Source organism: Geobacillus thermocatenulatus, from assembly GCF_002217655.1.
GTDB classification, from domain to species: domain Bacteria; phylum Bacillota; class Bacilli; order Bacillales; family Anoxybacillaceae; genus Geobacillus; species Geobacillus thermocatenulatus.
This window is the reverse complement of sequence record NZ_NEWK01000001.1, coordinates 1037388-1050347: the sequence shown is the minus strand read 5'-3', so window position 1 is coordinate 1050347 and position 12960 is coordinate 1037388. Positions and strand designations below refer to the sequence as shown.

The window sequence follows — 12960 nt, the reverse complement described above, 5'->3', positions numbered from 1 at the left end:
CCAAGCGCCGTCCGGTGTCGCGCCAAGCAAAACATTGGCCTCGCCTTCCATTATGAAACAGCAGCCGGCAAGTGTCAATTTTCCACTATAACAATTCCTTTAAAACCCGCTCCAACTCATCATCGCCGGCCGTCTGCTGCTTATACGAACGCATCGTCAAAAACATCATATACTCGCTCGGCGAAAGAGAGAAAATGTCGCTGACCAACTCATGCAGTTTTTTTTCCGCCGGCCGATGCTTCCACTTGCGGGAACATAAACATTCCCACAGCCCATCGATCGTCACTTGCGTATAGCCGAGAAGACGAAACTCGTCGCGCTTCGACTCGAGCGCCGGCATGAGCTGTTCGCGCAGCTTCCGGTTTTCATCCATCCCCCATCCCCCCTTGTATCCATTGCCGCCTGCCAATCTTGTCATGCTTGGCCATGAGCCTTGCATATATTGTATAAAAGATGGAGGCATTTGAGAAGGCGGGGGAAGACAATGTCTAAATTTTTACAAGGTACGGTCATTTTAATCGTTGCCGGTTTTGTTACGAAAATCCTCGGCTTTATCAACCGAATTGTCGTCGCCCGCATGATCGGCGATGAAGGAGTCGGGCTGTACATGATGGCCGTGCCGACGCTCGTTTTAGCGATTACCGCGACGCAAATCGGGCTGCCGGTCGCCATTTCCAAACTCGTCGCCGAAGCAGAGGCGGCCGGCGACCGGCAGCGGGTGAAACAAATTCTCGTCGTGTCGCTGGCCACCACCGGCGTGCTAAGCATCGTGCTTCTGCCGGCGTTGATCGCTGCTGCGCCATGGCTCTCCCGAACGATGTTCACCGACCCGCGCACGTACTATCCACTTCTTGCCATCGCTCCAATTGTGCCGATCGTCGCCATCTCTTCGGTGCTGCGCGGCTACTTTCAAGGGCGGCAGCAAATGAAACCGTACGCCTATTCGCTCTTGTTGGAACAAATCGTCCGCATCAGCCTGATCGCCTTATGCACACAGCCGCTTTTGCCGTACGGCGTCGAGTATGCCGCCGCCGGCGCCATGGCGTCTTCCGTTCTCGGCGAGCTGGCAGCGTTATTGTATTTGCTGTTTTTATTTAAGGTTAAAAAATCGATTCGCCTGCGGACAAAGTTTTTTCACTACGTCCAAGCCGGCAAAGAGACGTTCGTCCGCCTCATGCGCATTGCCTTGCCGACGACCGGCGGCCGTTTGATCGGCTCGCTTTCTTGGTTTTTCGAACCGATCGTTGTCGCCAACAGCTTGGCATTGGCCGGCATCGCCGCCTCCACTGCCACGAGGCAATACGGACAGCTTGTCGGCTACGCGCTGCCATTGTTGACGTTGCCGTCGTTTATTACGTACGCGCTTTCGACCGCGCTTGTGCCGGCCATCAGTGAAGCGATGGCGCAGCGCAAGCCGTTGCTCGTCGAATATCGCATCGCCCAGGCGATGCGCCTGTCGCTTGTCACCGGCGGCCTTTCCACCGTCGTTCTTTACTTGTTCGCCGAGCCGCTCATGCGCTGGATGTACGGCACAAGTGAAGCCGCGATTTTTATTCAGGTGATGGCTCCGTTTTTCTTATTGTATTATTTCCAAGGCCCGTTGCAGGCGGTCTTGCAAGGGCTGGATTTGGCGAACGCCGCCATGATGAACAGCTTGATCGGAGCGATGGTGAAGCTCGTGTGCATCTTCGTCCTTGCTTCCCGTCCAAGTTTGGGCATTATGGGCGCGGCACTGGCGACTGCCGTCAGCACCGTTCTTGTGACGTTGCTTCACTTTGCCACAGTCATCAAGGCGGTGTCTTTTTCCATCGATGCGCGCGAGTACATCAAAGCGCTTGGCGCCATCATCGCTGCGGGCGCAATCGGCTATGCGCTCTCCCGCCATCCGCTTTTGGCCGTGCCCACACCGTTTTGGACGCTGCTTGCCATGGCCGCGACAGCCGCCCTATATGCCGCCTGCCTCGTTCTGTTCCGGCTCATCCGGCGCGAAGAGCTCGTCTACCTTCCGGGGCTGCACTGGCTGGCCGGCAAAAACAAGCGAAAATAAACGTCTAAACCTGTCCAGCGGTGAATATATTGTGGTAAAAAGCGTTTGGACCAAGGAGGGATCGCGGTGTCAAGGCTTGGCAGCGCACTGGTGTATGGAATCGCCACCATTTTTGTGTTGGCGGCGCTTGTCAGCTTCATGTTTTCGTTGTTGCTCAAATGGACGGACATTCACGAATCGTCGCTCACCTGGATCGTGTTTGCCGCCTCGGTTGTCTCGCTGTTTATCGGCGGCGTTGTCGCCGGCGGAAAAAGCCAAGAAAAAGGATGGCTCGCCGGCGGGCTGACCGGCCTCTCATTTACAGCGATCATCTTTTTGTTTCAATTTCTTGGCATGGAAAAATCGTTTACCGTTGAACAATGGCTATACCACCTTGCCTTTTTCGCTGCTGCTTCCTTAGGCGGCATCGTCGGGGTCAATTTGTCATCGTCGCGCCATGAACGGACTTGACACTCCACACGCTTAAAGGCGTGGGATTCTTGGGGCGTCTGCGCCCTCATCCATTTCTAGTTCAGACAACGCCCAAGTTTAGGAGAGTGTCATCACCCCGTCCCACCGGGTTAGCCTGTACCTCAATGGGCGGCGCACCTATGACCCGTGCGCTAGGCGCTCAAGCCCGAAATCGCGTTGGCGATGTTAGTCGCCCCGTTCAAGTCGGCGACAAACGAGCGCAAAAGCAAAAGGTGTCCTCCAAGCAAACGGGACACCTTTTGTGTTGAAGAGCGCGATGGCACAAAACGAGATGGCGTCTCGCTCGCGCTTTTCGCACCGCCGTTCAAATCGGCGCTCAAGCTTAGACGCCGATGGCCGCGCTTTCGCTACGCCTTGCTTTCCGCCACCACTTCTCTCACTGCGGAGCGGTCGAACGTCAGTCGCGTGCCGTCGCCGGCGCGAACGATGATTTTGTCCTCATCGACCGAGTCGATGATGCCATGCAATCCACCGATCGTGATGATTTTATCGCCTTTTTTCAAATTCGCCTGCATTTGCTGGATGGCGCGTTGCCGTTTTTGCTGCGGGCGAATGAGCAAAAAGTAGAAAATCACAAAAAACAGCACAATCGGCAGCAAATTGGCGATCGTTGCGTTCATGCAATCCCCCTCCTTTCCGGCCGTCAAAAGTTTTTGGCATTCGGCTTATTGAAGCCGTAGCGTTCGAAAAATTCCTCACGGAAATCGGCGAGTCGATCTTCGCGGATCGCTTGTCTCACCTGCTTCATCAATTTTATCAAAAAATAGACATTATGGTAAGACGTGAGGCGGATGCCAAATGTTTCATCACATTTGATGAGATGGCGGATGTACGCGCGCGTATAGTTCCGGCACGTGTAGCAGTCGCAGTTCGGATCGAGCGGCGAGAAGTCGCGAGCGTACTGGGCATTTTTGATCACCACCCGTCCTTCGCTCGTCATCACCGTCCCGTTGCGGCCGATGCGCGTCGGCAACACGCAATCGAACATGTCGATGCCGCGGATCGCCCCGTCGATGAGCGAATCCGGCGAACCGACGCCCATTAAATAGCGGGGCTTGTCCGCCGGAAGAAGCGGCGTCGTAAACTCGAGCACCCGATTCATGACCTCTTTCGGCTCGCCGACCGACAACCCGCCGACCGCATAGCCAGGAAAGTCGAGCGACACTAAATCGCGGGCGCTCTGCCGGCGCAACTCCTCATACTCGCCGCCTTGGACGATGCCAAACAGCCCTTGCTCATTCGGGCGGCGGTGCGCCTTCAAGCAGCGCTCCGCCCAACGGCTCGTCCGCTCGATGGACTGTTTCATGTATTCATACGTCGCCGGATACGGCGGGCACTCATCAAACGCCATGATGATGTCGGCGCCAAGCGCATTTTGAATTTCCATCGCTTTTTCCGGCGATAAAAACAACTGATCGCCGTTTAAATGGTTGCGAAAATGGACGCCTTCTTCCTCGATGCGGCGGAATTCGCTTAAGCTAAACACTTGAAAGCCGCCGGAGTCGGTCAAAATGCCGCGGTCCCAATTCATAAACGCATGCAGCCCGCCCGCTTCCGCGACAATGTCATGCCCCGGGCGCAGCCAAAGATGATAGGTGTTGCTTAAAATGATGCCGGCCCCCATTTCCTTCAGCTCTTCCGGCGACAGCGTCTTGACCGTGGCGAGCGTCCCGACCGGCATAAACATCGGCGTTTCAAACGAGCCGTGCGGCGTATGGAGGATGCCAAGGCGAGCGCCCGTCTGCCGGCACGTTTTGATCAGTTCAAAGCGAATCGGTGTCGTCAACGTGCTCGTCTCCTTTCTTAAATAATGAGCATCGCATCGCCGAAGCTGAAAAAGCGGTATCGCTCTTTGACCGCTACTTGATACGCGTGCAAAATATTTTCGCGCCCGGCGAGCGCACTCACGAGCATGATGAGCGTCGATTTCGGCAGGTGGAAGTTCGTCACCAGCCCATCAATCCCTTTGAACTCATAGCCCGGATAGATGAAAATGTCGGTCCAGCCGCTTTCTGCAACAAATCGGCCGTTATGTTTGCCGGCGATCGTCTCGAGCGTCCGTGTCGACGTCGTGCCGACGGCGATGATGCGGCCGCCCTGCTCCCGGACGCGGTTTAACGTCTCGGCCGTTTCCTCGCTCATTTGATAAAATTCGGCGTGCATATCGTGCTTCTCGACGTCGTCCACTTGCACCGGCCGAAACGTGCCAAGCCCGACATGAAGGGTGATGAAGACGATATGCACCCCTTTTTCGCGAATGGCGTCAAGCAGCTCTTCGGTGAAATGCAAACCGGCGGTTGGCGCCGCTGCCGAACCAATTTCACGGGCGTACACCGTCTGATACCGTTCCGGGTCGTCGAGCTTTTCTTTAATGTACGGGGGCAGCGGCATCTCCCCAAGTTCGGCCAATACTTCATAAAACAGGCCGTCATACGAAAACTCAAGCACTCGCCCGCCGTGTTCGAGCGTGTCAAGGCAGACGGCTTCAAGCTTCCCCTCGCCAAAGGTGAGTTTCGTTCCTGGCTTGACTCGTTTTCCCGGCTTGACGAGCGTCTCCCAACGGTCGCCGTCCAATTGCTTTAACAGCAGCACTTCGGCCGTTCCGCCCGTTTCCTCTTTTTCGCCGTAAAGCCGCGCCGGCATGACGCGCGTATCGTTTAACACGAGGCAGTCGCCCGGATTCAAGTACGAAATAATGTTGCGAAACGTTTCATGGCGAATGGCGCCCGTTCGTTTATCGAGCACCATGAGCCTTGATGCCGCCCGGTCTGGAAGCGGCGTTTGCGCAATCAACTCTTCCGGCAAATGAAAATCAAACAAATCGACTTTCATGCAGTTCTCCTTCCTTCAGCGAAATCGTCCGAGCACGTAAAAAATCAGCGATAACACAACGCTCAGCAAGATGGATGTCACAACGGGAAAATAAAACGTCATATTCCCTTTGCGGATGACGATATCCCCCGGCAAGCGGCCGAGTTTGACAAACTGCATGACAAACCCGACCATGATGAGCACAACGCCGATCGTCATGATCAACTTTGGCAAGCTGTTCACCGCTTCGGAACCTCCATTTCGAAATGGGTGTACGCAGCCGGCGTGACGACGCGCCCGCGCGGCGTACGCTGCAAGAGACCGATCTGCATCAAGTACGGCTCATACACTTCTTCAATCGTTTGTGCTTCTTCGCCGATGACGGCCGCCAGCGTTTCGAGCCCGACCGGGCCGCCGGCGAATTTTTCAATCATCGCTGAAAGCAGCTTATGGTCGATTTGGTCGAGCCCGAGCCGGTCGACTTGCAGCCGTTCGAGCGCCTCGACAGCAAGCGGCAACGTAATTTCCCCCTCTCCGCGCACTTGCGCAAAATCGCGGACGCGCCGCAGCAAACGGTTGGCGATGCGCGGCGTGCCGCGCGCCCGACGGGCAAGCTCAAGCGCCGCTTCGCGCTCGATGCCGATTTGCAAGATGGCCGCCGCCCGCTCAATGATTTGGGCGAGTTGGTCAACGTGATAGTATTCGAGCCGGCTGATGACACCAAACCGGTCGCGAAGCGGCGCCGACAGCGCCCCGGCTCTCGTCGTCGCCCCAACGAGCGTAAATGGCGGCAAGTCGAGGCGAAGCGTGCGCGCATCCGGCCCTTTGCCGATCGCGATATCTAAGCAATAATCTTCCATCGCCGGATAGAGCACCTCTTCCACCGCCCGCGGCAGCCGGTGGATCTCATCAATAAAGAGCACATCCCCGGGCTCAAGCGAAGTGAGAAGCGCCGCCAAATCTCCCGGCCGCTCGAGCGCCGGTCCAGATGTCGCTCGCAGCTTGACGCCCATTTCATTGGCGATGATCACGGCGAGCGTCGTTTTCCCAAGCCCCGGCGGTCCGTACAGCAGCACATGGTCGAGCGTCTCTTCGCGGAGCTTGGCCGCTTCAATGAACACTTTTAAGTTTTCTTTGATCTTATCTTGCCCGATATATTCATGCAAATATTGCGGGCGCAAACTCGGTTCAAGCGCAGTCTCTTCCCTTAAGACCTCCCCGGATACAAGCCGTTCCTCCACCGTCATCCCTCCCTTTGGCCGCTGTTTATCCCAAAAGCAGCGCCAGCGCCCGCTTCACATACTGTTCCGTCGACATCGCTTCTTCGCGGAGCGCCGGAATGATTTTCTCGATCTCCCGTTCAGCGTAGCCGAGCGCCTTGAGCGCCGCCACCGCCTCGGCGAGCGCACCGGAAAGCGGTGCGGCCGAACGTGCAGCGGCCGGCGCCGCAAGCGCTCCGAGCTTCCCTTTTAAATCCAAAATCATTTGCCGAGCCGTCTTTTTGCCTACGCCTGGAAACTTGCATAAAAACGCCTCGTTTTCTTCCTCGATGGCCCGCGCCAGTTCATCAGGACGCCCGGCCGCCAAAATGGCGAGGCCGCCTTTCGGCCCGATGCCCGACACTTGCAGCAGCTTGGCGAACAAGTTGCGCTCCTCGCGTGTTGGGAACCCGTACAAGGCGTGCACATCTTCGCGCACATATTCGTATGTATAGACGGTCACCGCCGCCTCGCGGCTTTCCTGAAACGCAAACGGGTTCGGCGTAAAGATCTCGTAGCCGATGCCGTTATGGTCGATGACGATATATTCCGGGCAGACGTAATCGACATACCCACGGATAAACTCGATCAATGGATGCTCCTCTCCTTTTTTTCGTCCTTTCATTGTATCATATGATTTCATTATAGCAAAAAGAAATCCCGCGATGCGCTTTGCACCACGGGCTTTCTCTTCGTTTATTGGACGACCGCAAAATGGCGGTACATTTCGATCACTTGTTCATACCGCTCTTTCGAGAGGACGCGAATTCCTTTCTTCAACTTTTCTTGCTGACGGCTTTCGAGCTTTTGCACGTCGATTTGAAAAAACGACTGAATGATTTCGCTCGACCGGCCCGGTTTGCCGTTGAAGATAGACAACGTGCCATCGTCCGTCATTCCGAAGTAGCCGTTTGTTTTTAACAACGGCGAAATGTCGTTGATGGTTTTGCGAAACACGATCGTCTGATCATCGAGCGTCACGAGTTGCCAACCGCGATATTTTTTCCATATTTCTGTCATCGAATCGACGGTTTCGGTGACTTTCTCTTCGCTCATCTCTCCGTCCAAGTATTGCCGCTCGAGCACAATCGTCATTTTGACCGGTGCGGCGGAGGCCGAATGAACCGGCAACACGATGGCGGCGATCCACAGTATGAGGGAAAGAATTCGCATCGTTTGTTCCTCTCTTCTTGGATGATGGTTCCTTTACGCCACTAGTTTCACCAGCGGACGCCATTTTATTCCTTGATCCATCAGCTTTTTTGCCAAGCAAGCTGCCGCCGATCCAAAAAGTGGGGCGGGGATTCGAGCCAACGGCGCTCGATCATCATATTCCATTATGTTCCACGACCTTCGAACGTTTGTACAAAAAAATCCGCCGGCGGACGTCGCTACTCCTCAAGCACCGATTCGTCTAAATTGTAGTACACTTCTTGGACGTCATCATCATCTTCAAGCGTATCGATCAACTTCAGCATTTTTTTCAAATCGTCGCCCTCAAGCGTCGTATACGTTTGGGGAATCATCGTAATTTCCGCGCTCGCAAACGTGAATCCTTGCTGTTCCAGCTCGTCTTTCACCATTTCAAACGATTCGGGCGCTGTATAAATTTCGAACGATTCGTCCGTTGTTTCCATCTCCTCGGCGCCCGCTTCAATGGCCAACAGCAGCAATTCATCCTCATCAACGTTGTGCTGTTCGCGGTCAATCACAAGCAGCCCTTTGCGCTCGAACAAATAGGAGACGCAGCCCGTTTCCCCTAAATTGCCGCCGTTTTTCGAAAACGCTGCACGCACGTTGGCGGCGGTGCGGTTTTTATTATCCGTCAGGCAAACGACCATGACGGCAACGCCGCCTGGTCCATACCCTTCGTAGCGAATTTCCTCATAGTTGGTATGTTCTTGGGTTCCAGTTGCTTTTTTAATCGCCCGTTCAATGTTTTCGCTCGGCATGTTGGCCGCTTTCGCCTTCTCAATGACAAGGCGCAGGCTCGGATTGGACGCTGGATCGCCTCCGCCGCTTTTGGCGGCCACATAAATTTCCTTCGCCAGTTTCATGAACAGTTTGCCGCGTTTGGCATCTTGAGCATTTTTCCGCCGTTGGATATTTTTCCACTTCGAATGTCCAGCCATCGATAGTTCTCCTCTCATCGCAACGGAATGTTCCGACTATTACTATAGCAAAAAACGCGGAAATTGTCAGCCAAACTCCAGCGAAGGAGCAGCCATGAAAAAAGGCGCCCCGCTTTTTTGGGACGCCTTTTTCGTTTGTCACCGAGTGTTTTCCGGCCGTTCTTGAATCGTGCCATCGATAAAAATGGTGCGCAAATCACGGCGGATTTCTTCCATATTGATGGGAGTCCCGCGTCGAAGCGCGTTGTCAATCGTGCGGATACGGTGGTACATGCTCGGATTCGAGGTGACGCGCACCCGCTTGCCGTCCGCGTGCGGAGCGACCGCTTGCTCGACACGCTTCTCAAGCAGCTTGGGATGACGGTCGTCTGTGGCAATCGCGATGAGCGCCTGATCGCCATACACAACCGCGCGGGCATCGTCGACTCCGTTCACCGCTGCGGCGCGGCGGGAGAGCTTCTCAGCCAAACCGCCGGCATAGCTTCGGTAGTACGACGGGTGCGGATCGACGTTTAACGAGTGCAAATGCCCATGGTAGTTGTAATCGCTGTCACCGAAATCGACGTCGGGCGGAAGAGCCGGAACGTCCGTGTCAAACCGGGTCGCTGCTGGTCCTCCGAGGCGGCCGCCGTCCGTCAAATAATCGGTGACCGGACCGCGGCGCTCCCATATATAACGGTTGTCATAATTAAGCGCATTCGTCCCGTATCGGCCATAGCGGAAATCGTCGCCTCGCTCCGTCGAGTAAAAACCGATCGGTCTCGCCGCATCATGATAACGCTGCGCCCCTTCCTCATTCGCACGGTAGTTGGTGCATGAGGCAAGCAATCCGGCGACCGACAACACGCCGATCCATCTGACCGCGTATCTCAATGGAAAACCCCCCTTGGTTTCCTTCGCCCAAGGCTGGCATGAAGCCAGCCTTACGTTTAGCTTGCGGCAAACGCGGGGGGTTTATCGCTGTCAGTTCAACCCAACGAGGTGACAGCTAAAACTTCGGCGGCGCAATCGCCAACTGCCGTTTATGATGCGAACGTTCATGAAGCCGTTCAATAATGTTTCGATCGCGTTCTGGAATCTCTTCCCCTTTTAAATATTTATCGATCATTTCATACGTCGTGCCCATTTCGCTTTCATCCGTCTGCCCTTCCCACAGTCCGGCGCTTGGCGCTTTCTTGATAATTTCTTCCGGGACGCCGAGCAGACGGCCCATTTCGCGCACTTCACCTTTTGTAAAGTGAAGGAGCGGCACTACATCGACTCCGCCGTCACCGTATTTCGTAAAGTAGCCCGTATGCCATTCGGCGGCGTTGTCCGTACCGACGACGAGATAGCCGTAATTGTTGGCGACCGCATACAACGTCGTCATGCGCAAACGCGCTCTTGTATTCGCATCGCCGAGGCGCGCGCGCTCTTCGCTCCATTCCCCGATGGCTTTCAGCTCGGCCTCGACCGCGCCAAACAACGTCCGGTGCGCCTCGGTCAAATCGATGACCAAATGCCGGATGCCGCAGCTTTTCACCACTTTCAGCGCATCTTCCATATCTTTCGGATTGCTTTTGCAAGGCATGATCAGCCCCAGCGAATCGTCCGGAAAGGCACGCTTAATCAAATGGGCGACAACCGCCGAGTCGATGCCTCCGCTGATGCCGACGACCGCCCCGTTTAAACCGGCTGATGAGACTTGGTCACGCAGCCATTGCACGAGTTTGTCAATTTTTTCTTGCATCCGTCCTCGACTCCTTTTCCAAAGATTCCATTTTTCATTGTAGCATAGCATAAAGGCGGCGGACAAACCGTTCTCTCCGCTTGCGGTCAAACACAAGGGGGCGGCGGCGCGCGGCGGCTGACCGCCATTCGCGAAACACATCAGCCGGAAATAAGAGCGCATGCAAAAACCAGCGTTTTTCCAACCAACGGCGAAGCGGAGCGAAACGGGCGAGTGCTGAATAGGACCAACCGATATACGGCAAGAGGCGATTGGCGTATTGGCAATAGTCAAGCCCGGGCGAGGCAAGAGCGGCCGCGTCATAGTCGATGAGATACATCTGGCCGGTTGCGGTGCGCAAAAAATTATGGGAGGCGACATCACCATGAATGATGGCAGCAGAATCCGCCCCCAGCTCTGGAGCATGCTCGCGACACGTTGATAGACAGTAATCCGCCCAGCTCAGCGTAAAGAAAATGTCTTCTTTGTCCATGATCGTTTCAACAACAGGCAAATGTCGGCAAAACTCCTCATAGCGGCGCCGCCATTTGTCATACAGCTGCGCACGCGGCAGCCCCATCGCCTCCTGCTTGCTGCTGGCGATGTTTGCCGTTATGGTATGGTAACGTTCGAGCAAATGAAGTCCGTCAACGGCGTCAGCCCAAGCGGCAAACGAGATTGGACGCGCTCCGGCCACATATTCCGTCAGCAGCCAATAGCATCCGCCAGCTTCCACCACTCCTCCGCGCCCGATCGGCATCGGGGCCGGCGCGGCGGAAAAACCGTTCTTCCTTAATGCGGCAAGAAGCCAGGCGTGCCGCGCGGCCGCAACAGGAACGCGATACGCTTTGGCGACAAACATTCCTTGCCGGGCGGCAATGGCGAAGACATGCGGTTTCAATGCCACAACTTGTTGAATCACAAACCGATATTGGCGGTCAAGAAGAAAAAAGAGACGGCCGGCGGCGTCTCTTTTCACTTGGTTATTGTTCCTCGCCATGCCCGCTCTCCTCATCCGGCGGTTCGCTAAACCAACGGGGGCCGGCAACCGGCGGGTAGGATGGCGGCGAATATCCCGCTGGACTTGTCGGATACACGACGCCTGGCCACGGAAGCGGCGGCGCTGACTGCGGCGCATATCCGTATGGAGCCGGCAGGGCGTACCCTCCATAGTACGGGGGCGGTGCATAGGCCGGCGCATACCCAAAAGGCGGATAGCCGGCAGGCGAAGTGTACGCCGCAGGCGGCGCATAAACTGGCGTTGCAGCGCCAGGCGGTGGGAAAACGCCCCCCGCCGGCGGGACAAACGGAGCGGCATCCCCGGGCCCAGAAAACGGCGGTTCTAATGATTCGCTGCTGCTTTCGTGAATGCCGGAAAACGGCGCTGAACCGTTTTCCGGACTTTCGCCGCTTTTTTCAATGGCCGGCGGCGCAGCCGATGGCGGATAAGACGGCGGCATGACCGGAAGCGGCGGCGCGTAAAATCCCGACCAAACTGGCGGCACTGGCGTACATCCTTGGTCAGTTCCAAATGTTGGGGCCGTCGGCGGAGCGACAGGAACATATGGAATGTTCGGCAGCGGCGGCGCGTCTTCGCTCTCAGCCGCTGATTCCCCTTTCCATTCAGCTGGGCTTTCATGATCCTCCTCTTTCATCATGTTGGGCAAAATATTGCTCGGCTTCGGCGGAATCGGCGGCACAGAGGCCAGCGATTGAGCGAACGAAAGCTGAGGAGGCGGGACCACCGGCGGAATCGTATGCACAAGCGGTGGCACAGAGGCGCCTTTCGCGTTTGCCCCTTCTTTTGCCTCCGCTTTCGGCGTTTTTGGTGCTTCTTGTGCCGGTGCTTTTGGTGCTTTTTTCTCGACAGCCTTTGGCGCTTCGTTCATCGCCGCTTTCGGCGCCTCACCCGCCGGTGCCTTTGGCGCTTCATTGATGGGCACATTCGGCGTTTCATTCACGGGTACATTTGGCGTTTCGTTCACCGACACGTTCGGCGCTTCATTCACTGTCACACTCTCCGCCTTCTTCTCCGGCGCTTTCGGTGTTTCCTTTACGACTGCTTTGGGTGTTTTCTTTACCACTGCTTTCGGCGCCTTACCCGCCAGTTCGTTTACCGCTGCCTCTCCCTCCGGGGCATTGTCAAGCTCGGCATCAATGTGGAATGAGACGAACGGTTTCGCCTCCGCGTATGGGTGCTCTTTTACGTGCATTTTTTTGGGTGGCGCAGGCGCCTTCGTCTCTTTTTTGACCGGCACCCCTGCTGTCGGCACTTTGATTTTCATTCCAGGCATAATCATATTGGGGTCGCTCAAATGCCCATTTATTTTTTTCAATTGTTCAAAATCCACTCCATATTTTTGGGCGATTTTCCAAAGAGTGTCGCCCTTTTGGACAATATGGATTTTCACTCCGTTCCCCTCCTAAACCGAGACTGTTTACGCTCGATCGAACCGATGCTTGTTTCCCGTTATCGTCTTTCAACACAATGTATGACGATGATCGTTGATTTATGATAAAAAAATCCCTGAC

At 55.6% G+C, this 12960-nt stretch carries 15 protein-coding genes; 2 read left to right on the top strand and 13 right to left on the bottom strand.

All coding sequences use genetic code 11. From position 1 onward, the window contains the following. Positions 1 to 85 precede the first annotated feature (85 nt). Positions 86 to 373 (bottom strand): post-transcriptional regulator, encoded by a 288-nt coding sequence (locus B9L19_RS05315; RefSeq protein WP_025949339.1) that lies wholly within the window; start codon positions 371 to 373, stop codon positions 86 to 88. A 111-nt stretch (positions 374 to 484) separates the two neighbouring features. Here B9L19_RS05315 and spoVB point away from each other — a divergent pair, with 111 nt between their 5' ends. Next, positions 485 to 2047, top strand: a complete 1563-nt coding sequence (spoVB, locus tag B9L19_RS05310; RefSeq protein WP_025949340.1) for a stage V sporulation protein B — start codon at positions 485 to 487, stop codon at positions 2045 to 2047. A 66-nt stretch (positions 2048 to 2113) separates the two neighbouring features. Then, a complete protein-coding gene (locus tag B9L19_RS05305) occupies positions 2114 to 2497 on the top strand; it encodes a TIGR04086 family membrane protein (RefSeq protein WP_025949341.1) in 384 nt (127 codons plus the stop codon). Positions 2498 to 2865: 368 nt separating this feature from the next. Here the strand turns inward: B9L19_RS05305 and yajC are convergent, their stop codons facing one another. The 12 genes from yajC to safA all read right to left on the bottom strand — a co-directional run bounded on the left by yajC (position 2866) and on the right by safA (position 12839). Further along, entirely contained in the window at positions 2866 to 3138 is a 273-nt protein-coding gene (gene yajC, locus B9L19_RS05295) for a preprotein translocase subunit YajC (protein ID WP_013144634.1), read from the bottom strand. Between the two features lie 23 nt (positions 3139 to 3161). Then, positions 3162 to 4304: a tRNA guanosine(34) transglycosylase Tgt gene (tgt, locus tag B9L19_RS05290; RefSeq protein WP_025949343.1), complete on the bottom strand. Its 1143-nt coding sequence runs from the start codon at positions 4302 to 4304 to the stop codon at positions 3162 to 3164. Positions 4305 to 4321: 17 nt separating this feature from the next. Beyond that, on the bottom strand, positions 4322 to 5350 hold the full coding sequence (gene queA, locus B9L19_RS05285) for a tRNA preQ1(34) S-adenosylmethionine ribosyltransferase-isomerase QueA (RefSeq protein WP_047752734.1): 1029 nt from the start codon (positions 5348 to 5350) through the stop codon (positions 4322 to 4324). Between the two features lie 15 nt (positions 5351 to 5365). Then, positions 5366 to 5572 (bottom strand): DUF2905 domain-containing protein, encoded by a 207-nt coding sequence (locus B9L19_RS05280; protein WP_011232066.1) that lies wholly within the window; start codon positions 5570 to 5572, stop codon positions 5366 to 5368. After that, the gene (gene ruvB / locus B9L19_RS05275; protein WP_025949344.1) at positions 5569 to 6570 is read right to left on the bottom strand and encodes a Holliday junction branch migration DNA helicase RuvB; all 1002 of its coding nucleotides are present in this window, start codon (positions 6568 to 6570) and stop codon (positions 5569 to 5571) included. The genes B9L19_RS05280 and ruvB overlap by 4 nt, the downstream gene beginning before the upstream one ends. 25 nt (positions 6571 to 6595) lie before the next feature. Then, the gene (ruvA, locus tag B9L19_RS05270) at positions 6596 to 7180 is read right to left on the bottom strand and encodes a Holliday junction branch migration protein RuvA (RefSeq protein WP_025949345.1); all 585 of its coding nucleotides are present in this window, start codon (positions 7178 to 7180) and stop codon (positions 6596 to 6598) included. 104 nt (positions 7181 to 7284) lie between these two features. Next, positions 7285 to 7761 (bottom strand): intercompartmental signaling factor BofC, encoded by a 477-nt coding sequence (locus B9L19_RS05265; protein WP_025949346.1) that lies wholly within the window; start codon positions 7759 to 7761, stop codon positions 7285 to 7287. A gap of 218 nt (positions 7762 to 7979) precedes the next feature. Continuing rightward, a complete protein-coding gene (locus B9L19_RS05260) occupies positions 7980 to 8720 on the bottom strand; it encodes a YebC/PmpR family DNA-binding transcriptional regulator (protein WP_025949347.1) in 741 nt (246 codons plus the stop codon). A 138-nt stretch (positions 8721 to 8858) separates the two neighbouring features. Beyond that, positions 8859 to 9593, bottom strand: a complete 735-nt coding sequence (locus B9L19_RS05255; RefSeq protein WP_025949348.1) for a YhcN/YlaJ family sporulation lipoprotein — start codon at positions 9591 to 9593, stop codon at positions 8859 to 8861. Between the two features lie 115 nt (positions 9594 to 9708). Beyond that, the gene (gene nadE, locus B9L19_RS05250; protein ID WP_047752733.1) at positions 9709 to 10449 is read right to left on the bottom strand and encodes an NAD(+) synthase; all 741 of its coding nucleotides are present in this window, start codon (positions 10447 to 10449) and stop codon (positions 9709 to 9711) included. Between the two features lie 34 nt (positions 10450 to 10483). After that, positions 10484 to 11428 carry a phosphotransferase gene (locus B9L19_RS05245; RefSeq protein ID WP_047752732.1) on the bottom strand — a complete coding sequence of 315 codons (945 nt, stop codon included), beginning with the start codon at positions 11426 to 11428 and terminating at the stop codon, positions 10484 to 10486. Next, a complete protein-coding gene (safA, locus tag B9L19_RS05240; RefSeq protein ID WP_047752731.1) occupies positions 11412 to 12839 on the bottom strand; it encodes a SafA/ExsA family spore coat assembly protein in 1428 nt (475 codons plus the stop codon). Before safA ends, B9L19_RS05245 begins: the two co-directional genes overlap by 17 nt. Between the last annotated feature and the right edge of the window lie 121 nt (positions 12840 to 12960).